This is a genomic window from Bradyrhizobium betae (assembly GCF_050632175.1).
GTDB lineage: Bacteria > Pseudomonadota > Alphaproteobacteria > Rhizobiales > Xanthobacteraceae > Bradyrhizobium > Bradyrhizobium betae_B.
The window spans coordinates 3,532,337-3,553,844 of the sequence record NZ_CP192576.1 but is presented as its reverse complement, the minus strand read 5'-3'; the positions used below and the strand labels follow the sequence as shown (position 1 = coordinate 3,553,844).

Below are 21,508 nucleotides of genomic sequence, written 5' to 3'. Positions count from 1 at the left end.
GGCAGAGGTCTCCGCATTTTTACGGGGAAACCGAGCGCTCTAACGCCCGCCCGCCTTACGATATTCCGCCAGCGTTCGCGCAACGAGATCATCGACCGCGAGCACGTCGGTCACGCCCGATGCCGAATGTCCGCCGCTCCAGATATCGCGCCAGCGTTTTGGCCGGCTCTCGCGTGCGGCGACATCGATGTCCTTGCCGATGTCGATCGCGCCGCGTGCCGGCAGATCATCGGGATCAAGGCCCGCAGCCACGATGGACGGCTTCAGCATGCTGGTCTGCAGGCCCGTGAATGCGGTGGTGAGCAGGATGTCGTCGGCACTGCTGTCGACCAGCATCCGCTTGTGACGCTCGTCCGCCATGCTCTCGCGCGTGGCGATGAACTTCGTGCCCATGTAGGCAAGATCGCAGCCGAGCACTTCGGCGGCGTGCAGCGCGCAGCCGTCGCTGATGCCGCCCGCGAGCACGATGATTCCATCGTAGAACGCACGCACCGCGCGGACGAAGGCAAACGGATTGAGCCAGCCGGTCTGCCCGCCGGCGCCCGCGGTGAGCAGGACCAGCCCGTCGGCACCTGCTGCCGCCGCGCGCTCGGCGTGGCGGATCGATGCGACGTCCGCCAGCACCAGCGCGCCGGCGTCGTGCAACGGCTTCAAGACCGGTGCCGGCGAGCCGACCGAGGTGATGACGACCTCCGGTCTGTGCCGCAGCAGCACGGCGAGATCCTGTTCCAGCCGCACATTGGAGCGGTGCACGATCAGGTTCGGACAGAGCGGCGCTGGCTTGCGGCCCGATCGATCCTCGTGCTGCCGCAGCCGCATGTCGATCTCGCTAAGCCACGCCTCGAGTTGTTCCGTGTTGCGGCAATTCACGGTGGGGAAGCTGCCGATCACGCCGTTGCGGCAGGCAGCGACCATGAGCTCGACGCCCGACACCAGAAACATCGGCGCCGCGATCAACGGTAGACCGAGACGATCGCGGAAACGTTGCAGTCGATCCGACATCACGCGAACCTCCCTGTCACCCTTGCCTCCCTCCGCGGGCTTTGTCGTTCCATCCCGCCGTCGCTGTGCTAGCGTTGCGCTCAAACATTGGCACGACACAAGCCGATGACAAAGCAACGAGGAAACATATGTTTGACCCGCTCCACGCATCGTCCCCGAGTTGCGCGCAGACGCTACGGGCACTGTCGCGCTATCCCGGCCGCACTGCCTTTGCCTGGCCCGGCGGGTCGCTGAGCTATCAGGGCACCATCGACCTGATCGGACGCATCCAGGGCGTCTTCATGCGGCTCGGATTGCAACCCGGCGCGCGCGTCGCCTTCCTTACGGCGAACCGCGCCGACACATGGTGCGCCGGCGTCGCGGCGCAATTGTCGCGGCTTTGCATCACCTGGCTGCATCCGCTGGGATCGCAGGCAGACCAGCTGTTCCAGTTGGAGGATTCCGAGGCCGAAGTGCTGGTGGTCGATGCGGCCGCCTTCCGCGATCGCGGCGGCGAGCTCGCCACGCAGGCGGGCCGGCTCAAGGCGGTCTTCACCATGGGACCGGCCGGCTATGGCATCGACCTGTTGCAGGCGATCGAGATCGAAGGCCATGCCAGCGCGCTGTGCCTCGCCGGTCCCGACGATCTCTCCACGCTGAACTACACCGGCGGCACGACCGGCAAATCCAAGGGCGCGCTGCGTTATCACCGCGAAAATGCCGGAGCCGCCGCCGCGATCCTCGCCGACTTCGAAATCCCGGACGCTGCGCGCTATCTCACGGTCGCACCGATCAGCCACGTTGCCGGCACCAAGGTGCTGCCGACCCTGATGCGCGGCGGCACCGTGCACATGCTGAAGGGTTTCGATCCCGAAGCCGTACTGGCGACGATCGCACGCGAGCGCATCAACTTCACGCTGTTCGTGCCGACCATGATCTATGTGCTGCTCGATCACCCCGCATTGAGCAAGACCGATCTCTCCTCGCTCGAACTGGTGCTCTACGGCGCCTCCGCGATGTCACCGAGCCGGCTGGTCGAAGGCATCGAGCGGATCGGGCCGGTGTTCTCGCAGCTCTACGGCCAGACCGAATGCTATCCGGTCTCGGTGCTGCGCAAGGCGGATCACGATCCTAGGACGCCGGAGCTGTTCCTGTCCTGCGGCTTCCCGATCGCGGCCTGCGAGGTCCGGATCCTCGACGACAACGACGAGGACGTGAAGACGGGCGAAGCCGGCGAGATCTGCGTGCGTGCCCCGCATGTGATGGCGGAATACTGGAAGCGGCCTGACATCACTGCCGAGACATTGAAGAATGGCTGGGTCCACACCGGCGACATCGCGCGCAGGGACGAGCGCGGCTATATGTTCATCCTCGACCGCAAGAAGGACATGATCGTCACCGGCGGCTTCAACATCTTCCCGCGCGAGATCGAGGACGTGCTGTCGCAACACGCTGACGTCGCGATGGTCGCGGTCGTCGGCATCCCCGACGAGAAATGGGGCGAAGCCGTCACCGCCATCGTCGTGCCGCGCGAGGGCGCAAGGCCAGATGCGGACGAGCTGATCAACCTGGTGAAGACCCGAAAAGGCTCGGCGCATGCGCCCAAGCAGATCCAGTTCGTCAAGCAACTCCCGATGACCGGCGTCGGCAAGGTCGACAAGAAGGTTTTGCGCGCGGGTTTCTGGAGCGGGCGGGACCGGATGGTGGGGTAACCGTTGAGCCGCCGCCAGCCGTCAGCCAAGCATCTGATCGAGGCGATCGCGAAGCTGATCCTGATGATAGGGCTTGGCAAGTCGCGGCAGATCGAGTTGAGACCCCTCTGGCAGCTCGGCATATCCAGTGGCCAGCAGAATCGGCAGTGACGGTCGCAATTGACGCGACGCTGCAGCCAGTTCGACACCGGTCATGCCGGGCATGACGTGATCGGTCACCATGGAGATCGATCGGCTGCTCGCTTCGAATGACATCGAGGGCGTGACGCGCCGAGTTGACGCCGATGACGCGATGACCGAGATCCTCGAGCATTTCCGTGGTCGACATCGCGATCAGCGGATCGTCGTCGACGAACAGGATGACGGCGGATCGACCGGCCCGTTGCTGCACCGGCATCGGCTCCTCCGCTTTCGGAAGTTGGGTGGCGACCGGGAGGATCAAGGTCGCTGTAGTGCCAACTCCGACCTCACTGGAGAGCTGAAGGGCACCGCCGAGTTGCACGGCAAGACCATGCACCATCGAGAGGCCAAGTCCGGTTCCTTTGCCAAGGGGCTTGGAGGAAAAGAACGGCTCCACGGCCCGCTTCAACGTCTCTGACGACATGCCTGCGCCATTGTCGATCACGGATAGCGCCAGATAGCGTCCAGGCGGCAGCCGCGCCTCTTCGTCAGCCGCATTGTCGCGAATACGGATTTCGATCGAGCCTCCGTCGGGCATCGCGTCGCGCGCATTGATGGCGAGGTTCAGGATCGCGAGTTCAAGCTGGTTGGAATCGACTCGTGCCGGCGGCACGCGATCCGGCACGTCCAGGCGCAGCTCGACCCGGGGACCGAGCGAGCGCTCGAGCAGGTCGCTCATCCCCTGATCAACGTGCCGAGATCGACCGCCTCCGCCCGCAGATCCTGCTGACGGGCGAACGCCAGCAGGCGTTGCGTCAACGATGCGCCTCGTTCCGCGCCCTGCAACGCGCCATCGATCAGCCGGCGCAGGCGCGGGTCGTCCGGTATGCGCTTGCGCAGCAGATCGAGATTGCCCATGACGGCCATCAACAGATTGTTGAAGTCGTGCGCGACGCCGCCGGTCAACTGACCGATTGTCTCCATTTTCTGGGCCTGCCGCAATTGATCCTGGGCCTTTTCGCGCGCGGCGACCTCGTTCATCAGATCCGCGGTCCGTTGCTCGACGCGCTGCTCGAGCGTGGCCGTGAGTTCGGCGAGCGCGGTCCGTTCTGCAGCAAGCTGGGCCAGCAGGTTTTCACGCTCGATCTCGGCGACCTTTCGCGCGGTGATGTCGGAGCACACCCCCACCAGCGATTGCACGCTGCCGTCGGGCCGAAACACCGGCCGGGCCCTGACATCGACCCAGTGCTGGGAGCCGTCAGGCCAGATGTTTCGATATTCCATGCTGTAATCGCCACCGCTCGCGACCGCGCGGTCAAACGCCGCCTGCCGCCTGGCGCGATCGTCCGGGTGCACGGAATCGACCAAATCCTGGTAGGAGAATTCCTGTTCGGATCGTCGCCCGAAGAAGAGCTTGCAGGTGTGCGAGGCTTGGAGCGTCATCGACGGGAGTTGCAGCTCCAGCGCGCCGAGTTGACCCGCGCTCAATGCCGTTTGCAGCAGGCCTTCGCTCTCGGTGAGGGTCTCCAGGATCGCGCGCGACTGGTACTGGCGGCGGCGCCCTCTGAGGGCGGATCCCACCACGCTCACCAGCGTGGTCGGGTGAAATGGACGCTCGATGAAGGTGACGTTGCCCAGCGCCAGACCAAGCCGCATGGCGTCGGGATTCCGCTCCGGCCCACCGCCCTGGCGTGTCAGCAGCACGATCGGAAAGTCCGACCATGAGGGCTGTTCGTTCAGCCACCTGACCAGACTGCGCAAGTCGGCGGTCTTCACGGCTTCGTTGGCGATGATGGCGAGCCCAGCGCCGGCTGCCATCTCGCGCACGAGCGCATCGAGGTCGACGCAGACGTCGACTGCAAAGCCTGCCTCACGGATCAGGCTCGCGGCGACATGTGCGTCGCGGCCCGTCGGAGCGAGCACAATAGCACGTTCGGACGTGTCGCCCGGTCTCACGCACCGGGCTCCCGCAGCAGGGGTCTCGTGTCGCCCATGTAAACGGGGACGCCGCGCAACACGCCCTGGAATTCCTCCAGCGGCTCACCGATGGCCAGACCGCGGCTGCTGATGCGGAACTCGCGAATGGTCGATTCGTGCTGACCCATCCGCTTCTTGATCACGGATATCGCACGCCGCACGCTGCCCAGCGCTTCGAAATAGCGCAGCAGGATGACGGTATCGGCGAGATAGGTGACATCGACCGGCGCCCTCATGTCACCGACGAGGCCGTGCTGGGCCACAGTCATGAATGTCGCGGCACCGCGGCGATTGAGGTACTGCAACAGCTCGTGCATGTGGAGGATGAGCGAGTTTTCCTCGGGCATGGCGGCCTGATAGCCGTTGAGACTGTCGATCACGACGGCCTTGATCCCCTCCTCGTCCACCCGTTTGCGGACCATATGAGCGAATTCCCCTGGCGAGAGTTCGGCTGCGTCGACCTGTTCGATCGCAAGGCTGCCGTTCCGTCGCAGCGCGTCGAGATCGATCCCGATGCCCTTCATGCGCGAGAACAGCAGACCGAGCTCCTCGTCGAACACGAACAGCGCCGCTTTCTCTCCCCGCGCCACCGCCGCGACGGCGAACACGATCGCGATCAGCGATTTGCCCGTACCGGATGGTCCGAGAACGAGCGTGCTCGAGCCAGATTCCACACCGCCGCCCAGCAACCGGTCGAAGCCCGCAATGCCGCTGGAGAACGTGGTGCGCCGCAGATCGGCGCGGTGCTCGGAAGCAACCAGCCTCGGAAACACGTTCAGGCCGCCGGTGGTGATGGTGGCATCGTGGTATCCGCCGCGAAACTTGGTGCCGCGATACTTGATGACGCGCACGCGGCGACGCTCCGCGCCATAGTCCGGAGCGAGCTCTTCGAGGCGCAGAACCGCATGCGCAACGCTGTGGACGGTCTTGTCGGCGACATCAGCCGTGAGATCGTCGAGCAGCATCACCGTGGTGTTGAACCTCGAGAAAAAGTGCTTGATGGCAAGTATCTGGCGGCGATACCGCAGCGAACTTTGGGCAAGAAGCCGGATTTCGGACAGACTGTCGAGCACGACGCGGTGCGGCTTGATCCGATCGACTGCCTCGAAGATCTGCTTGGTCGTCTCGCCGAGTTCGAGATCGGAGGAATAGAGAAGGCTCTGCTGCTGTTCGGAATCGAGCAGGCTCTCAGGGGGCAGCAGCTCGAAGACAGTTATCCCCTCGTCCAGCGTCCAGCCGTGCGAAGCCGCGCCATCGCGCAACTCGCGCTCGGTCTCAGACAAGGTGATGTACAGGCATCGCTCGCCGGCCTTGGTGCCTTCCCGCAGGAATTGCAGCGCCACCGTCGTCTTGCCCGTCCCGGGCGCGCCTTCCACAAGGAACACGTGCCCGCGCGACAATCCGCCGGACAGGATGTTGTCCAGGCCCCAAACACCGGTCTGGGCCCTTCCCGAAAATTCCTTAATCGAAGCCATATTTTCCCTCTAGGGGAAATAAAACCGGGAAGGGAACAATCGGTTCCGGGCCGGGCCGTCGCGATCCATGCAGGGCGGACAGAGGGCATTTCCGAATGGTGGCCCGACAAGGTGGAACCCATACGGCTCCGCGCCAGCAAAGACGGCGTCCGGCAAGAATGGCGCTATCGCTTCTCGATGACGAGGCTCTGCACTGCGCGGCCAAAGTAGCCCTGCCGATCCGCCAGCCGCGACATCGCAAGTCCGGCACCGTCGGGGCCGATCCAGGATTCGCCGTCGAGCAGGATCCACTCGCCGACCGGCTGACGCGCAAAGTTCACGGTGAGATCGGCGTTGATGTAGGTCCAGGCGCGGAAATCGAGCGTCGAGGCCGTGCCGTTGGAAAAGTCGGCGGCGACCACGGCGCGCATCGCCTGCGAGAGCGCCTCGCCCTCGATCAGCGGGTGATCGACGCGAAACCAGATCGCACCGGCACCGGCCTTGCCGAAGCGGCCGCGCGCGGCGCGCATCGAAACCGATCGCACGAACGGACTGGTGGCGGCGTGACCGTCCTCGACGAGCGAGTCCTCCGGCAAGGGCAGCGTCACCGGCAACTCCGCGACGTCGTCGGGCAGACTCAAGGTCTGGCGCTTGATCTTCAGCACGATGGCACCGACCACCTGCACGCCGTCGGCGAGCAGCTTGATTTCACAGAGCTGAATCTTGCGGCCCTCGCGCAAGACATTCGTCTCGATCGTGAGGGGCGCTACCGGGACCGGGCGCATCAGGTCGATGGTGACGCGCGCAATGTTCATCGGCACCGGTGTCGGAATGCGCTCGGCCGCCCACGTCACCAGCGAGGCCGGCGCCGAGCCGTGCTGCATACGCCGGTCCCAGGGTCCCGCGGCATCGGGGCTGGTGAGGACGTTGTTTCCGTCGACACGGTAGATGGCAGTCATGTTTTGCTCGGTTCTCCCGGCTGGCGTTCCCCCGGACGCAGCTCAGCAGCGCGTCCGGGACACCTAGACTACAATGGCGGATCAATCGCCTCGTCGTATTCCTTCTTGAAGCGCGCGATCAGCTCGGCAGCCGGCACGACACCGTCGATGCTGCCGATGCCCTGGCCGCTGCCCCAGATCTCCTTCCACGCCTTCGGCTTGGCACGTTCGCCGGAGGCGTCGGTGCCGAAGTTCATCTTGGAGGGATCCGAGGTCGGCAGGTTCTCGGGGTCCATGCCAGCGGCAAGGATCGAGGGCTTCAGATAGTTGCCGTGCACGCCGGTGAAGAGGTTGGAGTAGACGATGTCGTCGGCCGTCGAGCCCGCGATCATCTCCTTGTAGGTCTCGACCGCGTTGGCTTCCTTGGTGGCGATGAAGGCCGAGCCGATATAGGCGAAGTCGGCGCCGAGAACGCGTGCGGCGCGGATCGCCCTGCCGTTGCCGATGGCGCCCGACAGCGCGATCGGACCGTCGAACCACTTTCGTGTTTCGGCAACGAAAGCCAGCGGCGAGATGGTGCCGGCATGGCCGCCGGCGCCGGCCGCGACCAGAATCAGGCCGTCGGCGCCCTTCTCGATCGCCTTGTGCGCGAATTTCTGGTTGATCACGTCGTGGAAGACGATGCCGCCCCAGCCGTGCACCGCCTGGTTCAGCTCTTCGCGTGCGCCGAGCGAGGAGATCACCATCGGCACCTTGTACTTGGCACAGAGCTGCATGTCGTGATCGAGCCGGTTGTTCGACTTGTGCACGATCTGGTTGACCGCGAACGGCGCCGACGGCTTGTCGGGATGGGCACGGTCATAAGCCGCAAGCTCCTCGGTGATCCGCGCCAGCCACTCGTCGAGCAGCTCCGGCGGCCGCGCGTTCAGCGAGGGGAACGAGCCGACCACACCCGCCTTGCACTGCGCGATCACCAGATCGGGCACCGAGATGATGAAGAGCGGCGAGCCGATCACCGGGATCGACAGGCGCCCCTTGAACAGGGCAGGCATGGACATTGCGGAACGATCCTCTATGGGCGGTCAAACTGAAGTTGGGAGTCATACCAACAAGGCAATCTTTCCACTGTCAAGTATTGCGTTTTGACGCCGGGATGAAAGCCGTGACCGCAATTCCAAGCAGCGGAATTCGACCGGACCCAACCCATCCGGCTTCTCCGTCATTGCGAGGAGCGAAGCGACGAAGCAATCCAGAGTCCCTCCGCGGAAGGATTCTGGATTGCTTCGCTACGCTCGCAAGGACGAGGCAAGCGCTACGGGCGACGATCGTCTACCCAATCAGATCCGGATTGATCAGCCGCTCGAACGAGAACATCTCGTCCCATTTCTCCTGCGTCAGCAGCTTGCGCTCGACCACCACGATCTGGTGCAGCGACTTGCCGCTCTTGTAGCCCTCGCGCGCGATCTCGGCGCATTGCTTGTAGCCGAGCAGCGGCTTCAGCACGGTGACGATGCCGAGCGAGTTCAGCACCATGTTGCGGGTGTGCTCCTCGTTGGCGGTGATGCCGACCACACAGTTCTCGCGCAGGCTGTCGACCGCGCGCTCCATGGTGCGGATCGAGAAGAACAGCGCGAACGAGATCACCGGCTCCATCACGTTGAGCTGGAGCTGGCCGGCGCTGGCCGCCAGCGTCACCGTGGTGTCGAGCCCGATGACGAGGAAGCTGGTCTGGTTGACGACCTCGGGGATCACGGGGTTGACCTTGCCCGGCATGATCGACGAGCCCGGCTGCAATTGCGGCAGGTTGATCTCGTTGAAGCCGGCGCGCGGGCCGGAGGCGAGCAGGCGGATGTCGTTGCAGATCTTGGTCAGCTTGCTCGCGGTGCGCTTGAGCACGCCGGAGAGCTGCACATAGGCGCCGGTGTCCGAGGTCGCCTCCACGAGATCTCCGGCGAGAATGAACTCGACGCCGGTCAGCGCGGTCAAATGCCGGACAGCGAGTTCGGGATAACCATGTGCCGCCGTGACGGACGTACCGATCGCGGTGGCGCCGAGATTGATCTCGCGCAGCAGCGCCCGTGCCTCGGAGATGCGATCGACCTCCTCGCCCATAGTGGTGCCCCATCCCCGGAATTCGGCGCCGAGCGACATCGGCACGGCGTCCTGGAGATGCGTACGGCCCATCTTCAGCACGCGATCGAACTCGCGGCCCTTGGCGAAGAACGCCTCCTGCAGCCGCCGCAACGCCGTCATGTAGCTTTCAAGCCGCAGGATCAGCGCGAGCCGAAAGGCGGTCGGGTAGGTGTCGTTGGTGGACTGGCCGTAGTTCACATGATCGTTCGGGCTGACGTGCTGGTAGTCGCCCTTGCTAAAGCCGAGCGATTCCAGCGCGAGATTGGCGATCACCTCGTTGGCGTTCATGTTGGTGGAGGTGCCGGCACCGCCCTGGATGAAGTCGGTGACGAACTGATCCATCATGTCGCCGGCAATGACGCGGTCGCAGCCGAGGATGATCGCGTCCGCCACCCTGGCGTCGACCGCGCCGAGGTCGCGGTTGGCCATCGCCGCGGCCTTCTTGACGTAACCGAGCGCCTTCACGAAGTAAGGCTCCTGGTTCATCGGAATGCCGGTGATGTGGAAGTTCTCCTTCCCGCGGATGGTCTGGACGCCGTAATAGATGTCGTCGGCGATCTCACGCTGTCCGAGGAAGTCCTGCTCCGTACGGCTCATGGGCGCTCCTTGTTGCTGACGCGCTGCGTCGTCGCATCAATTCTGGCACAGCGCGCTTGTCACGAAAGTGTCGGTGCGGCAGTCGTCCGGCTTGCGTTGCCTGCCCGGAATGAGAACCTTGGGCGAGCATTTTTCCGCGGAGTCGGCGTTCAGGCTCTTGCCTTCCTTGTAGCCCTTGCTCTGGCAAAGCTGATCGGCGGCCTGCTTGCAATCGGGCGCACCGTTGGACGACGCCGGGCAGGCGATGCGTCCCGACACCATGGAGGACGGCTTCGCCAGGCGCGACAGGTCGTTCATGGTCTCGCTCGGGCTTTTGATCGGCGGCAGGATCGAGGGCAGCTTGTCGAACAGCTTGCCCATTTCGTGGATCAGCCCGGGATTTTCCTCGCGCGCCGGCGGGGCAGGCGTCGAGGGCGGCGGCGGCGCCTGCGGTCCCTGCTCCTGCACGCCGAGCGACGGCGGCGCGGATTGCGGCCATGCCGTCCCGCCAGCACCGAGCAGGAGCGAAAGCACCGCGAATATCAGCGTCCCCGGTCGCAGGACCGGACTGCTGGATCGAACCATCATGACGGCAACCGTAGCCGAAGCGGGCGCCGCGGCAAAGCCGCAGCAAGCGCTAGATCAATTTGATTGCAATCACAAAGCCCAGCACCAGAACGGCGGCGCCGAGCGCGACCCACAATCCGAGATGCTTCTCGATCCTGACCCGGATCCAGTCGCCATAGCGATTGAGCAGGATCGCCACGATGAAGAAACGTCCGCCGCGCGCAACGATGGAGCAGAGGATGAACAGCCAGATATTGTAGCCGGCAAATCCCGACGTGATGGTGACGAGCTTGTAGGGGATCGGCGTCAACCCCTTGAGCAGGATGATCACCGCGCCCCACTCCGCGTAGGAGGCGCGGAATGCGTCGACCTTGTCGCCGAGGCCATAGACCTGGATCAGCCAGTGGCCCACCGAGTCGAACAGCAACGCGCCGATCGCATATCCGAGCAGGCCGCCCACGACGGACGTCGCGGTGCAGATTGCAGCATAGAGCCAGGCGCGCTGCGGGCGCGCCAGCGACATCGGAATCAGCATCACGTCCGGCGGGACCGGGAAGAAGGAGCTTTCAGCGAAAGCCACGGCGCCCATGATCCAGAGCGCGTAAGGCTTGTGAGCGGCGTCGATGCACCAGTCGTAGATACGTTTCAGCATGGCGCCGCGATGAAGCACCATGGGGCGGATTTGTCCATCGCCAGTTTTGTGACGGTCCGGTGGCGCCTAGTGGCGCTTGCGCGCCACGCGGCCTTCGAGCGCGGCAATTGGCCGCCCGGCGGCCACGCGCGGTGACGCAACTTTGGGCAGCTTCATCGGCGACTTCGGCAGCTTCTCGGCGATGCCCAGCATGTCTTCCCGCCGTGCCATCTCGCGCCAGACGTCCTCGGGGCGCACGCCGGCCGAGGCCCAAAGCACGGTGAGATTGTAGAGCAGATCGGCGCTTTCCCGGACCACGGCCTCGGTGTCGCCGTTGACCGCATCGATGACGACTTCGATGGCCTCCTCGGCCAGCTTCTTCGCCATTTTGGAGGGGCCGCGCTGAAACAGCCGCGCGGTGCGCGATGTTGCCGGATCGAGATCTTTGGCCGCGAGCACAGCCAGATATAGCCGCTCAAGCGAATCACTCATGGTACTGAAAACTACTCTAAACCAATGGCGAGCGCGTTAACGCGCGACGATAAAAGCAAAAACAGGCTGCCGCGGCAGGCGCGACAGCCCGTTGTGGTCAATCCTCGGTAGCCGGGCCTAGTAGCAGGACCCAATGTTTCCCTGCCCGCCCTGCGCGGACTGATAGGGACCGCCGCAACGGTGGAAAGGACGCGGGCCGTAATAGGAGCCGCCACCATAATAGGCCGGGCTTTCATCGTAATACACCGGGCCGCCACCATAGTAAGCCGGGGCATCATAGGCGTAAGCGTCGCGGGTCGCGGCAATCGCAAGCCCGGTACCGATGGCGCCGGCGATCGCCGCGCCGGCAAAGGCCGCACCGCCACCACCATGCCAATGACGGCCGCCTGCGTAAGAGGCAGTCGGGGCGACCGCGGTCAGCGTCAGCACAGCGGCAGTAGCCATAACGGCCTTGCGGCCGGCAAATCTCGAAAATCTGTCAAACATGTCCTGGACCCTCCTTGGGACCTCGAATGGTGCCTGATGACAGGCTCATGTCCTTCAAACACCCGGATGCCATGTTGGGTTCCCCAACCCCAACACAAGCTGAACGGGGTTGCGTAATCATGACGCAACCGGCGCTCATCCCCCGTTCATGTTGGCGCGCGCAGGCTTAACGCCGGCCGGCGCTGCGAGCGTCACGAAATCACAACAATGCGGGACCGGCGCAACTGATGTCGGGATTCAAGACGATCGTCCTTCGCGGCCTGCTGGCCCTTGCAATCTCGCTGGCCGCGCTGACGACGCGCGACGTCATGGCGGCCGAGACCGCCGTCCCCTCTACTGCGATCCACTTCACTTTCGATCGTCCGATCGACGCGAGCATGGCGCCGTTTTTCCTGGCCGCAAAGGATGGCGGGTTCGGCACCGAGCGTCTCAACGTGACCTTCAACACCGCGGCCGGATCGCCGGAAACGCTCGCACGTGTCGCCAAGGGCGACAGCGAGCTCGCGCTCGTCGACATCAACGAACTCATTCGTTTTCGCGGCAGGGACGATGCCGCACCGCTCAAGGCTGTGTTCGTGCTGTTCAACCGTGCGCCCTACGCCATCATCGCCCGCAGGAGCCGCGGCGTCCATCTCCTGCCCGACCTCGACGGCAAGACTGTCGGTGTTGTCGACGGCGATCTGTCGATGCGGCTATGGCCGGCGCTGGCGCAGCAGAACGGCATCAGCACCCAGAATGTGAAATTCCACAAGATGAGCGCGGCGGTGCGCGAGCCGATCCTGTCCGCAGGACAGGTCGATGCCGTCGCCGGCTTCAGTTATCTCTCAGCGGTGAACCTGCGCGATCGCGGCGTACCCGGAGCCGATCTCGTCGTGCTGCGCTTTGCTGATTATGGCTGCGAGGCCTACGGCTTTGCCGTGGTGGCCAATCCCGCCTTCGCTGCGGCGAAGCCCGACGCGGTGAGGGGCTTTGTTCGCGCCTTGATCGGCGGCATCCATGCCACCGTGAAGGAGCCCGCGCGCGCCGCAAACGAGGCCGCAAGCCGCATCGACGGCGGCGACCGCGATCTGGAGCTTGAACGCCTGCGCACCGTGCTCGTCGACAACGTCGTGACCGACGAGGTCAAGCGCAACGGGCTCGGCGGCATCGATCCGTTGCGGCTGGAGCGTTCGATCGACAAGTCGCGCAGGACTTCAAGTTCGGCAAGAAGCCGGCTGCGGGTGATATATTCGACGGCGGGTTCTTGCCCCCGGTCGAAAGCCGGTTGATCAACTGAGCAAAACCGCAAGCTTCCGCTGTATCTCGCGAGCGATCCCTGCTTAGAATATGGGCTCACTTCGTTCGATCCTCGAGTCCCCTCGCCCGCATGTCCATTTTCAGCCTCTACACCCGCGTTCTCGAGCTCCTCGGCAAGGAGGCGCGGCTGGGCTGGCTGCTGGCGTTTGCCAATCTCCTGCTGGCCGCCTCGCAGTTCGCCGAGCCCGTACTGTTCGGCCGGATCGTCGACGTGCTCTCGGGCAAGACGGTCGCCGGGTCGACCTCGGCCTGGCCGTTCCTGATCGCCTGGGTCGCGTTCGGGCTGTTCACCATCGGCTGCAGCGCACTCGTGGCCCTGCAGGCCGACCGGCTCTCCCACCGCCAGCGCCAGGCGGTGCTGACCGACTATTTCGAGCACATCCTGCAACTGCCGCTGACCTTCCACTCCGGCACCCATTCCGGCCGGCTGATGAAGGTGATGCTCAACGGCACCGACGCGTTGTGGCGGCTGTGGCTCGGCTTCTTCCGCGAACACTTCGCCGCGATCCTGTCAGTCGTGGTGCTGCTGCCGCTGTCGCTTTACCTGAACTGGCGGCTCGCGATCCTGCTGTTCGTGCTCTGCGTCGTCTTCACGGCGCTGACGACCTTCGTCGTGCGCAAGACATTCGGCATGCAGATGCAAGTCGAGGAGCAGTATAGCGAGCTCTCCGCGCGCGCTTCGGATGCGCTCGGCAATGTCGCGCTGGTGCAGAGCTTCGTCCGCGTCGAATCCGAAGTGAAGGGACTGCGCTCCATCGCCGACGAGTTGCTGGCCGCGCAGATGCCGGTGCTGTCCTGGTGGGCGCTCGTCACCGTGATCACGCGCGCCTCCACCACCATTACCGTGCTCGCGATCTTCTCGCTCGGCATCACCCTGCACGACCAGGGGCTCACCTCGGTCGGAGAGATCGTGATGTTCGTGAGCTTCGCGACGATGCTGATCCAGAAGCTCGAGCAGGTCGTGAGCTTCATCAACAACGTATTCATGGAAGCCCCGCGCCTGCGCGAGTTCTTCAACGTGCTCGACGCCGTACCCGCTGTCCACGACCGCACCGACGCAATCGATGCGGGCCGGCTCTCCGGTCTCGTCGAGTTCAACGACGTGACCTTTTCCTATGACGGCAAGCGGCCGGCGATCGAAGACCTCTCTTTCACTGCATTGCCCGGCCAGACCATCGCGCTGGTCGGCCCGACCGGCGCCGGCAAATCCACCGCGATCGCGCTGTTGCATCGCGCCTTCGATCCACAATCCGGCTTCATCAGGATCGACGGCATGGATGTGCGCGGCATTACGCTGACCTCGCTCCGCCGGAACATCGGCGTCGTGTTCCAGGAAGCACTCTTGTTCAATCGCTCGATCGAAGAGAACCTGCGCGTCGGCAAGCCGGATGCGACCGAGGCCGAGATGCGCAAGGCCGCGGAGCGCGCACAGGCGCTCGAATTCATCGAGCGCAGCGGCGGATTCGAGACCAATGCGGGCGAGCGTGGCCGCATGCTCTCCGGCGGCGAGCGGCAGCGGTTGTCAATCGCCCGCGCGCTGCTGAAGGATCCGCCGATCCTGATCCTGGACGAGGCCACCAGCGCTCTTGATGCCGTGACCGAGGCCAAGGTGAACGCGGCTCTCGACGAAGTGATGAAGGGCCGCACCACGTTCGTGATTGCCCACCGCCTCTCCACCATCCGCAATGCCACGCGAATCCTGGTGTTCGAGAACGGGCGCGTGATCGAAAGCGGAACTTTCGATGAACTCGTCGCCAAAGCCGGCCATTTCGCCGAACTCGCGAAAGCCCAGTTCATGGTGCAGGAACAATCACAAGCGAATGCACGGGCCAGCGTGACGGCCGCCGAGGCTGCTGCGACAGCCACCCAAGCCCCCTAGCAAGCCCCCATGGTACCGTCGAAATTCGGCCTACTTCATCGCTGAATACCCCGCCGAACCCCTGTTCTCGACGCACGAGCCGGTATAGGTTTGCGACGCCGCAAGCGGCGGCGCCGGATTCAGAACCGAACATCAGATCACGAGAGCCGTCCGGGAACCGGCGGGTCTCCAAGGACCGGAAATCGGATAGTGCACGCCCTTCGCCCGCTGCTTCGCAAGTCCTTGTTCAACCTGTTCGCTGCGACCCTCGCATGCGCCGCGCTGCTTGCGCCACGCGCGGCGATCGCCGAAGCGCTGCTCCTGATCGAAGCCGACAGCGGCAAGGTGTTGCAGGCGGATAACGCGACCATCCCGTGGTATCCGGCCTCCGTCACCAAGATCATGACCGCCTATGTGACGCTGAAGGCGGTGAAGGACGGCAGGCTCACGCTCGACACGCTGCTCACGGTGTCGCCGACGGCCGCTTCGCAGTCTCCCTCGAAGATGGGCTTCCGTCCGGGAACGCAGCTCACCGTCGACAACGCGCTGAAGATGATGATGGTCAAGTCGGCGAACGACATGGCCGTTGTGCTCGCCGAAGGCGTGGGCGGCTCGATCGACGGTTTCTCCGCGATGATGAACGACACCGCGCAGAGGCTCGGCATGACGCAGACGAGCTACGTCAATCCGAACGGACTGCCGGCCGATGGTCAGATCACCTCGGCGCGCGACCTCGGCATTCTCGCGCGCTCGTTCCTGCGCGACCTGCCGGAATACGAATACTTCGTGCACATCCCGGCGATCCGCTTCGGCAAGCGCGTCACTGGCAATTTCAACAAGCTGATCGGCCGCTATCCCGGCGCCGACGGTTTCAAGACCGGCTTCATCTGCGCCTCGGGCTACAATCTCGTGGCGTCTGCCACGCGTAACGGCCGCCGGCTGATCGCCGTCGTGCTCGGCGCCAGCTCCGGCACCGCGCGCGCGGTGAAGGCGGCGCAATTGCTCGAGCGCGGCTTCAGCCAGGACAATCTCACCTGGCTCCGCCCCTCGCTCGGCACCGTCGACAAGCTGGTGCCGGTCGACGCCTCGCCGCCGAACCTGCGCGACGACATGTGCGGCGGCCATCGCAAGCGGCCGGCGAGCGACGACGACGATGCCCTGATCGCGACCAATGGCGGCATGTCCGGATCGGCCTCCGCAACCGGTGGCGAAGCCCAGGTGACGTTCTTCACGGCCGGGCTGCAGCCGCCCCTGATGAAGGCCTCCGAGCTGATGGCGTCGGCTCCAGCGGCAGCCGAGCCCGTGCTGGTCTATACCGGCCCGACCCGCACCGGCACCGCCCTGATCGCGGCGGTTGCGGCTGACGCGGACCAACAAACGGTTGCGAAGCCGCGTGGCAAGAAGTCGCGCGTTGCCAAGAAGCCTGATGCCGCAGACAAGCCGAAAGACGCAGCGCCCAAGATCGCGGCCACGAAGCCGGCGGTGAAGCCTGAGCCGAAGGCCGACACTAAGCAGGCGGCCAAGCCGGCTGGCGCCAAGCATGCCGCGGCCAAGCCCGATGCGGCGGCGAAACCTGCGGCAAGCGCTGATCAGCCCGCCAAACCCTCCAAGCCCAAAGCCGCGACAAAGCCTGCCGCCGCCAAGCCGGCCAACAACAGTTAACGCCCCTCGGAATTAAACCGCAGCCTGCGCTTCGCACTTGCGGCAGTGCGGTTTGCGACGATTCCAGTAGCCACTCCCCGGCCTTTGTCTTAAGCCTCCACGACTTGCCACCCGTTCCGGCAGGCTCGATACTGCCGGCAATGGGGCAAGCCCGAGACACAACGGGCTCTGGTGTAGGAGAGGGGAGTTTCCATGGAGCGCATCTGGCTCAAGCAATATCCGCCCGGCGTGCCCGCTGATATCGATCCGGCGCAATACGCATCGCTGGTCGACCTGCTGGAGGAGAGCTTTACCAAGTTCGCCGACCGCAAGGCGTTCATCTGCATGGACAAGTCGATCAGCTATCGCGACCTCGACCAGATGTCGCTGGCGCTCGCCGCCTATCTGCAGGGACGCGGCCTCCAGCGCGGCGCCCGCGTCGCGATCATGATGCCGAACGTGCTGCAGTACCCGGTTGCGACCGCGGCCGTGCTGCGCGCCGGATATGCGGTGGTCAACGTCAACCCGCTCTACACCCCGCGCGAGCTCGAGCATCAGCTCAAGGATTCCGGCGCCGAAGCCATCATCGTGCTGGAGAATTTTGCCCACACCGTCGAGCAGGTGATCGCGAAGACCGCGGTGAAGCATGTCATCGTCGGCAGCATGGGCGACTTGCTCGGCTTCAAGGGCGTGATCGTCAATCTCGTCGTTCGCCGCGTCAAGAAGATGGTGCCGGCCTGGTCGCTGCCGGGGGCGGTCTCCTTCAACGACGCGGTGTCCGCCGGCCGCTCTCTCGCCTTCAACAAGCCGAAGCTGTCGCCCGGCGACGTCGCCTTCCTGCAATATACCGGCGGCACCACCGGCGTCTCCAAGGGCGCCACCCTGCTCCATCGCAACATCGTCGCCAACGTCTTGCAGAACGATGCCTGGCTGCAGCCGGCGCTCGCGGCACCACCGCATGTTGACCAGCTCATGGTCGTCTGCGCGCTGCCGCTCTATCACATCTTCGCGCTGACGGCCTGTTACCTGCTCGCGGTGCGGGCCGGCGGCTGCAATCTGCTGATTCCCAATCCGCGCGACATTCCCGGCTTCGTCAAGGAGCTGGCGAAGTACCAGGTCAACAGCTTCCCGGCCGTCAACACGCTCTATAACGGCCTGATGCATCATCCCGACTTCAAGAAACTGGATTTCTCCAAGCTGAAGATCTCCAACGGCGGCGGCATGGCCGTGCAGCGTCCCGTGGCCGAACAGTGGAAGGCCGTGACCGGCTGCTCGATCGCGGAGGGCTACGGCCTGTCGGAGACGTCGCCGACGCTGACTTGCAACACCGCGACCAACTCCGAGTTCAACGGCACCATCGGAATCCCCGTGCCTTCGACTTACATCTCGATCCGCGACGACGACGGCAACGAGGTGCCGCTCGGCCAGCCCGGCGAGATCTGCGCCAAGGGCCCACAGGTGATGTCGGGTTACTGGAACCGGCCGGAGGATACCGCCAAGGTGATGACGGCGGACGGCTATTTCCGCACCGGCGACATCGGCGTGATGGACGAGACCGGCTACACCAAGATCGTCGATCGCAAGAAGGACATGATCCTGGTCTCGGGCTTCAACGTCTATCCGAACGAGATCGAGGAAGTGATCGCGAGCCACCCGGGCGTGCTCGAATGCGCCGTGATCGGCGTTCCTGATAGTGGGTCCGGCGAAGCGGTGAAGGCTTTCGTGGTGAAGAAGGATCCGACTCTCACGGCCGAGGACGTGACCAGATTCTGCCGCGAGCAACTCACCGGCTACAAGGTGCCCAAGCAGATCGAATTCCGCACCGACCTGCCGAAGACCAATGTCGGCAAGATTCTGCGGCGGCAGCTCCGCGACGAGAAGAAGGCCGAGGCGGCGTAAGGCAAGTCTCGGTTCATGACTGAAGCCGGTGACATCACGCCGGACTGCATTCTCGCCTTCTGGCGCGAGGCCGGCAGCGAGCGCTGGTACAAGCGCGACGATGCGTTCGACGCGGAGGTCCGGCGCCGCTTCCTCGCGCTATGGCAGACGGCGGCCGCCGGCGAGCTGGCATCATGGGAAGACAATGATGACGGCGCGCTCGCGCTCGTCATCGTGCTCGACCAGTTTCCCCGCAACATGTTTCGTGGCACGCCGCAGGCCTTTGCCAGCGACGCGCCGGCGCGGGATGTCGCCCGCCGCGCGATCGGACGAGGCTCGGATCGCAGGATCGACCCTGGCTTGCTCGAGTTCCTCTATATGCCCTTCATGCATTCCGAGCATTTGGCCGACCAGCTTCATTGCGTCGCGCTGTTTCAGGACACCGACAATGCCGAGAACCTGAAGTTCGCCCGGGAGCATGCCGAGATCATCCGCCGATTCGGCCGATTTCCTCACCGCAACCGCCTGCTTGGTCGCGCGACCACGCAGGACGAGCAGGCTTTCCTCGACAATGGCGGTTTTGCGGGTTGATCGCATCACGGTGAGCGGCCCCGGCCCTCGCGGCTTGTTCCGCCGGCAATATTGTGCAGGCCGGCAGCACGGTCTACAAAGCGGGACCGAATTCCAGGGAGACTGATGATGGCGATCCAGATTGGCGAGAAGCTGCCCGAAGCGAAATTCCGCGTGATGACGGCGGAAGGTCCGCAGGTGAAGACCACCGACGAAATCTTCAAGGGCAAGAAGGTGGCCCTGTTCGCGGTGCCGGGCGCCTACACCGGCACCTGCCACAAGATGCATCTGCCGAGCATCTTCCTCAATGCCTACGCCATCAAGGACAAGGGCGTCGACACCATCGCCATCGTTTCCGTCAACGACGCCTTCGTCATGAACGCCTGGAAGCGCGACACCGACCAGCGCGACGAGGCGACCTTCCTCGCCGACGGCAATGCCGACTTCACCAAGGCGATCGGCATGGAGCTGGACGCTTCCGGCAACGGCCTCGGCATCCGCTCCAAGCGCTATTCGATGCTGGTCGAGGACGGCGTGGTGAAGAAGCTGAACCTCGAGGCGATGCCGGGCAAGGTCGAAGTGTCCGGCGGCGATACGCTGCTGGGGCAGCTGTAAGGTTCGCCTCGTCTCTACCAAGGATGACGTCATGCCCGGGCTTGTCCCGGGCATCCACGTTCTTGGTCACGTGCCGCAAGGCGTGGATGGCCGGGTCAGGCCCGGCCATGACGCGTGGAGGGATCGCGCCCTCGCTATTCGCTGATGCGGGCCTGCGTCCTCGCCATCGCGACGCCATCCCGCGCCAGTTGATCCGCGCGCTCGTTCTCGGGATGGCCGGCGTGGCCCTTGACCCAGTGCCAGCGCACCTCATGCGCTTTCAGCGCCGCGTCGAGGCGCTGCCATAGCTCGACATTCTTGACCGGCTTCTTGTCGGCGGTGCGCCAGCCGTTGCGCTTCCAGCCGTGAATCCACCCGGTGATGCCCTGCCGCACATACTGACTGTCGGTGTAGAGATCGACGGTGCACGGCTTCTTCAGCGCTTCCAGCGCGGAGATCGCCGCCATCAATTCCATCTGGTTGTTGGTGGTATGACGCTCGCCGCCGTTCAGCTCTTTTTCCTTGTCGCCGAACTTCAGGATCGCGCCCCAGCCGCCGGGCCCGGGATTTCCAGAGCAGGCGCCGTCGGTATAAATCGTGACCGTGGGACGCTCGCTCACGCGACCAGTCCCGAGGGCATCAGCCCGTAATCGCGCGCACTGGAAACGCTCTGGTGGAAGCGCAGCTTGCGGACATATTCGAGCGGATCCTTCGGCTTGACCAGTGCACCCTTGGGCACGTTGAGCCAGTCGACCAGGCGCGTCAGCAGGAAACGGATCGCGGCACCACGCGCCAAGAGCGGCAGCGCGGCTTCCTCGGCCTCGCTCAGCTTGCGCACCCGTCCGTAGGCATTGAGAAAGGCGCGCGCCTTGGTGACGTTGAAGGAGTGATCCGGCTCGAAGCACCAGGCGTTGAGGCAGATCGCGACGTCATAGGCCAGCATGTCGTTGCAGGCGAAGGTGAAGTCGATGATGCCCGAGAGCTTGTCGCCGAGAAAGAAGACGTTGTCGTTGAAGAGATCGGCGTGGATCACGCCCTCGGGCAGATGGGTCGGCCAGATGCCGCTCGAGAGATGATCGAGCTCCTGGCTCAGGAACACGCGCAGGCCCGGCTGTACCTCGTCGGCGCGAAGTGAAGCTGCATCGAACAGCGGTCGCCAGCCCGCGACCGAAAGCGCATTGGCGCGCTTGATCGCGAAATTGGCGCCGGCCAGATGCAGCCTGGCCAGCCCTTCGCCAACGCCGGCGCAGTGAGCCGCGTTCGGCTTGCGCGGCCAGACGCCTTCCAGAAAGGTGATGATCACGGCCGGCCGGCCCGACAATTCGCGCAGTGCCTCGCCGTCTTTCGCCTTCACCGGCAGCGGACAATTGACGCCGTGCTCGGCCAGATGCGTCATCAGCGCGAGGAAGAACGGCAGATCGTTCTTCGCCACGCGCTTCTCGTAGAGCGTGAGAATGAACGATCCCGCGGTGGTGTGCAGCAGGAAGTTGGAATTCTCGACGCCCTCGGCGATGCCCTTGTAGGAGAGCAGTTCGCCGAGATCGTATTGCTTCAGGAAATCCGCAAGCTCGTCGGCGGCAACGTCGGTGTAGACCGCCATCAAA

The 21,508-nt window shown here is 64.4% G+C and carries 20 protein-coding genes and 2 pseudogenes; 8 read left to right on the top strand and 14 right to left on the bottom strand.

The genetic code is table 11. From position 1 onward, the window contains the following. Positions 1-39: 39 nt before the first annotated feature. The gene (locus ACQ86E_RS17075; RefSeq protein WP_431206360.1) at positions 40-1,005 is read right to left on the bottom strand and encodes an NAD(P)H-dependent flavin oxidoreductase; all 966 of its coding nucleotides are present in this window, start codon (positions 1,003-1,005) and stop codon (positions 40-42) included. Between the two features lie 125 nt (positions 1,006-1,130). Between ACQ86E_RS17075 and ACQ86E_RS17070 the strand changes: the two genes are divergently transcribed. Further along, the gene (locus ACQ86E_RS17070) at positions 1,131-2,693 is read left to right on the top strand and encodes an AMP-binding protein (protein ID WP_431206359.1); all 1,563 of its coding nucleotides are present in this window, start codon (positions 1,131-1,133) and stop codon (positions 2,691-2,693) included. A 21-nt stretch (positions 2,694-2,714) separates the two neighbouring features. Here the strand turns inward: ACQ86E_RS17070 and ACQ86E_RS17065 are convergent, their stop codons facing one another. After that, positions 2,715-2,915 carry a hypothetical protein gene (locus tag ACQ86E_RS17065; protein ID WP_431206668.1) on the bottom strand — a complete coding sequence of 67 codons (201 nt, stop codon included), beginning with the start codon at positions 2,913-2,915 and terminating at the stop codon, positions 2,715-2,717. On the opposite strand from ACQ86E_RS17065, the gene ACQ86E_RS17060 reads away from it, so the two are divergent. Next, positions 2,914-3,291: a hypothetical protein gene (locus ACQ86E_RS17060; protein WP_431206667.1), complete on the top strand. Its 378-nt coding sequence runs from the start codon at positions 2,914-2,916 to the stop codon at positions 3,289-3,291. The two genes, ACQ86E_RS17065 and ACQ86E_RS17060, sit on opposite strands and share 2 nt — an antisense overlap. On the opposite strand, the pseudogene ACQ86E_RS17055 reads toward ACQ86E_RS17060, so the two are convergent. The 10 genes and pseudogenes from ACQ86E_RS17055 to ACQ86E_RS17010 form a co-directional block, all read right to left on the bottom strand. Beyond that, a pseudogene (locus ACQ86E_RS17055) lies at positions 3,178-3,411 on the bottom strand (ATP-binding protein); the annotation flags it as partial. The gene ACQ86E_RS17060 and the pseudogene ACQ86E_RS17055 sit on opposite strands and share 114 nt — an antisense overlap. A gap of 137 nt (positions 3,412-3,548) precedes the next feature. Next, a complete protein-coding gene (locus ACQ86E_RS17050) occupies positions 3,549-4,517 on the bottom strand; it encodes a PAS domain-containing protein (RefSeq protein ID WP_431206358.1) in 969 nt (322 codons plus the stop codon). A 248-nt stretch (positions 4,518-4,765) separates the two neighbouring features. Next, the gene (locus tag ACQ86E_RS17045; RefSeq protein ID WP_431206357.1) at positions 4,766-6,265 is read right to left on the bottom strand and encodes an ATPase domain-containing protein; all 1,500 of its coding nucleotides are present in this window, start codon (positions 6,263-6,265) and stop codon (positions 4,766-4,768) included. Between the two features lie 164 nt (positions 6,266-6,429). Then, positions 6,430-7,203, bottom strand: coding sequence for a thioesterase family protein (locus ACQ86E_RS17040; RefSeq protein ID WP_431206356.1), 774 nt, complete (start codon positions 7,201-7,203; stop codon positions 6,430-6,432). Positions 7,204-7,271: 68 nt separating this feature from the next. After that, positions 7,272-8,240, bottom strand: a complete 969-nt coding sequence (locus tag ACQ86E_RS17035; RefSeq protein WP_431206355.1) for an NAD(P)H-dependent flavin oxidoreductase — start codon at positions 8,238-8,240, stop codon at positions 7,272-7,274. 271 nt (positions 8,241-8,511) lie between these two features. Next, the gene (locus ACQ86E_RS17030) at positions 8,512-9,912 is read right to left on the bottom strand and encodes an aspartate ammonia-lyase (protein WP_431206354.1); all 1,401 of its coding nucleotides are present in this window, start codon (positions 9,910-9,912) and stop codon (positions 8,512-8,514) included. A gap of 36 nt (positions 9,913-9,948) precedes the next feature. Then, positions 9,949-10,479 (bottom strand): hypothetical protein, encoded by a 531-nt coding sequence (locus ACQ86E_RS17025; protein ID WP_431206353.1) that lies wholly within the window; start codon positions 10,477-10,479, stop codon positions 9,949-9,951. Positions 10,480-10,528: 49 nt separating this feature from the next. After that, positions 10,529-11,131: a YqaA family protein gene (locus ACQ86E_RS17020; protein ID WP_431206352.1), complete on the bottom strand. Its 603-nt coding sequence runs from the start codon at positions 11,129-11,131 to the stop codon at positions 10,529-10,531. A gap of 45 nt (positions 11,132-11,176) precedes the next feature. Next, positions 11,177-11,581, bottom strand: a complete 405-nt coding sequence (gene hisE / locus ACQ86E_RS17015) for a phosphoribosyl-ATP diphosphatase (protein WP_431206351.1) — start codon at positions 11,579-11,581, stop codon at positions 11,177-11,179. Between the two features lie 117 nt (positions 11,582-11,698). After that, positions 11,699-12,067, bottom strand: a complete 369-nt coding sequence (locus tag ACQ86E_RS17010; RefSeq protein WP_431206350.1) for a hypothetical protein — start codon at positions 12,065-12,067, stop codon at positions 11,699-11,701. Positions 12,068-12,294: 227 nt separating this feature from the next. Here ACQ86E_RS17010 and ACQ86E_RS17005 point away from each other — a divergent pair. From ACQ86E_RS17005 to ACQ86E_RS16980, 6 genes and pseudogenes are all read left to right on the top strand, one after another. Continuing rightward, a pseudogene (locus ACQ86E_RS17005) lies at positions 12,295-13,343 on the top strand (ABC transporter substrate-binding protein). A gap of 90 nt (positions 13,344-13,433) precedes the next feature. Next, positions 13,434-15,242: a glucan ABC transporter ATP-binding protein/ permease gene (locus tag ACQ86E_RS17000; protein WP_431206349.1), complete on the top strand. Its 1,809-nt coding sequence runs from the start codon at positions 13,434-13,436 to the stop codon at positions 15,240-15,242. 189 nt (positions 15,243-15,431) lie between these two features. After that, the gene (locus tag ACQ86E_RS16995) at positions 15,432-16,883 is read left to right on the top strand and encodes a D-alanyl-D-alanine carboxypeptidase family protein (protein WP_431206348.1); all 1,452 of its coding nucleotides are present in this window, start codon (positions 15,432-15,434) and stop codon (positions 16,881-16,883) included. A 192-nt stretch (positions 16,884-17,075) separates the two neighbouring features. Then, the gene (locus ACQ86E_RS16990; RefSeq protein ID WP_431206347.1) at positions 17,076-18,761 is read left to right on the top strand and encodes a long-chain fatty acid--CoA ligase; all 1,686 of its coding nucleotides are present in this window, start codon (positions 17,076-17,078) and stop codon (positions 18,759-18,761) included. 15 nt (positions 18,762-18,776) lie between these two features. Continuing rightward, complete coding sequence (locus tag ACQ86E_RS16985) at positions 18,777-19,331, top strand: DUF924 family protein (RefSeq protein WP_431206346.1); 555 nt, start codon at positions 18,777-18,779, stop codon at positions 19,329-19,331. Between the two features lie 108 nt (positions 19,332-19,439). After that, positions 19,440-19,925 carry a peroxiredoxin gene (locus ACQ86E_RS16980; RefSeq protein WP_431206495.1) on the top strand — a complete coding sequence of 162 codons (486 nt, stop codon included), beginning with the start codon at positions 19,440-19,442 and terminating at the stop codon, positions 19,923-19,925. Between the two features lie 134 nt (positions 19,926-20,059). On the opposite strand, the gene rnhA is transcribed toward ACQ86E_RS16980, so the two are convergent. Further along, on the bottom strand, positions 20,060-20,524 hold the full coding sequence (gene rnhA / locus ACQ86E_RS16975) for a ribonuclease HI (RefSeq protein ID WP_431206345.1): 465 nt from the start codon (positions 20,522-20,524) through the stop codon (positions 20,060-20,062). After that, positions 20,521-21,504, bottom strand: coding sequence for a homoserine kinase (locus tag ACQ86E_RS16970; protein WP_431206344.1), 984 nt, complete (start codon positions 21,502-21,504; stop codon positions 20,521-20,523). The genes rnhA and ACQ86E_RS16970 overlap by 4 nt, the downstream gene beginning before the upstream one ends. Between the last annotated feature and the right edge of the window lie 4 nt (positions 21,505-21,508).

Excerpts from the sequence above, each read along its gene's own strand:
- ACQ86E_RS17070 (WP_431206359.1), top strand. The coding sequence starts at position 1,131 with ATGTTTGACCCGCTCCACGCATCGTCCCCGAGTTGCGCGCAGACGCTA.
- ACQ86E_RS17060 (WP_431206667.1), top strand. The coding sequence starts at position 2,914 with ATGGAGATCGATCGGCTGCTCGCTTCGAATGACATCGAGGGCGTGACG.
- ACQ86E_RS17065 (WP_431206668.1), bottom strand. The coding sequence starts at position 2,915 with ATGGTGACCGATCACGTCATGCCCGGCATGACCGGTGTCGAACTGGCT.
- ACQ86E_RS17045 (WP_431206357.1), bottom strand. The coding sequence starts at position 6,265 with ATGGCTTCGATTAAGGAATTTTCGGGAAGGGCCCAGACCGGTGTTTGG.
- ACQ86E_RS17040 (WP_431206356.1), bottom strand. The coding sequence starts at position 7,203 with ATGACTGCCATCTACCGTGTCGACGGAAACAACGTCCTCACCAGCCCC.
- ACQ86E_RS17035 (WP_431206355.1), bottom strand. The coding sequence starts at position 8,240 with ATGTCCATGCCTGCCCTGTTCAAGGGGCGCCTGTCGATCCCGGTGATC.
- ACQ86E_RS17030 (WP_431206354.1), bottom strand. The coding sequence starts at position 9,912 with ATGAGCCGTACGGAGCAGGACTTCCTCGGACAGCGTGAGATCGCCGAC.
- ACQ86E_RS17025 (WP_431206353.1), bottom strand. The coding sequence starts at position 10,479 with ATGATGGTTCGATCCAGCAGTCCGGTCCTGCGACCGGGGACGCTGATA.
- ACQ86E_RS17020 (WP_431206352.1), bottom strand. The coding sequence starts at position 11,131 with ATGGTGCTTCATCGCGGCGCCATGCTGAAACGTATCTACGACTGGTGC.
- hisE (WP_431206351.1), bottom strand. The coding sequence starts at position 11,581 with ATGAGTGATTCGCTTGAGCGGCTATATCTGGCTGTGCTCGCGGCCAAA.
- ACQ86E_RS17010 (WP_431206350.1), bottom strand. The coding sequence starts at position 12,067 with ATGTTTGACAGATTTTCGAGATTTGCCGGCCGCAAGGCCGTTATGGCT.
- ACQ86E_RS17000 (WP_431206349.1), top strand. The coding sequence starts at position 13,434 with ATGTCCATTTTCAGCCTCTACACCCGCGTTCTCGAGCTCCTCGGCAAG.
- ACQ86E_RS16990 (WP_431206347.1), top strand. The coding sequence starts at position 17,076 with ATGGAGCGCATCTGGCTCAAGCAATATCCGCCCGGCGTGCCCGCTGAT.
- ACQ86E_RS16985 (WP_431206346.1), top strand. The coding sequence starts at position 18,777 with ATGACTGAAGCCGGTGACATCACGCCGGACTGCATTCTCGCCTTCTGG.
- ACQ86E_RS16980 (WP_431206495.1), top strand. The coding sequence starts at position 19,440 with ATGGCGATCCAGATTGGCGAGAAGCTGCCCGAAGCGAAATTCCGCGTG.
- ACQ86E_RS16970 (WP_431206344.1), bottom strand. The coding sequence starts at position 21,504 with ATGGCGGTCTACACCGACGTTGCCGCCGACGAGCTTGCGGATTTCCTG.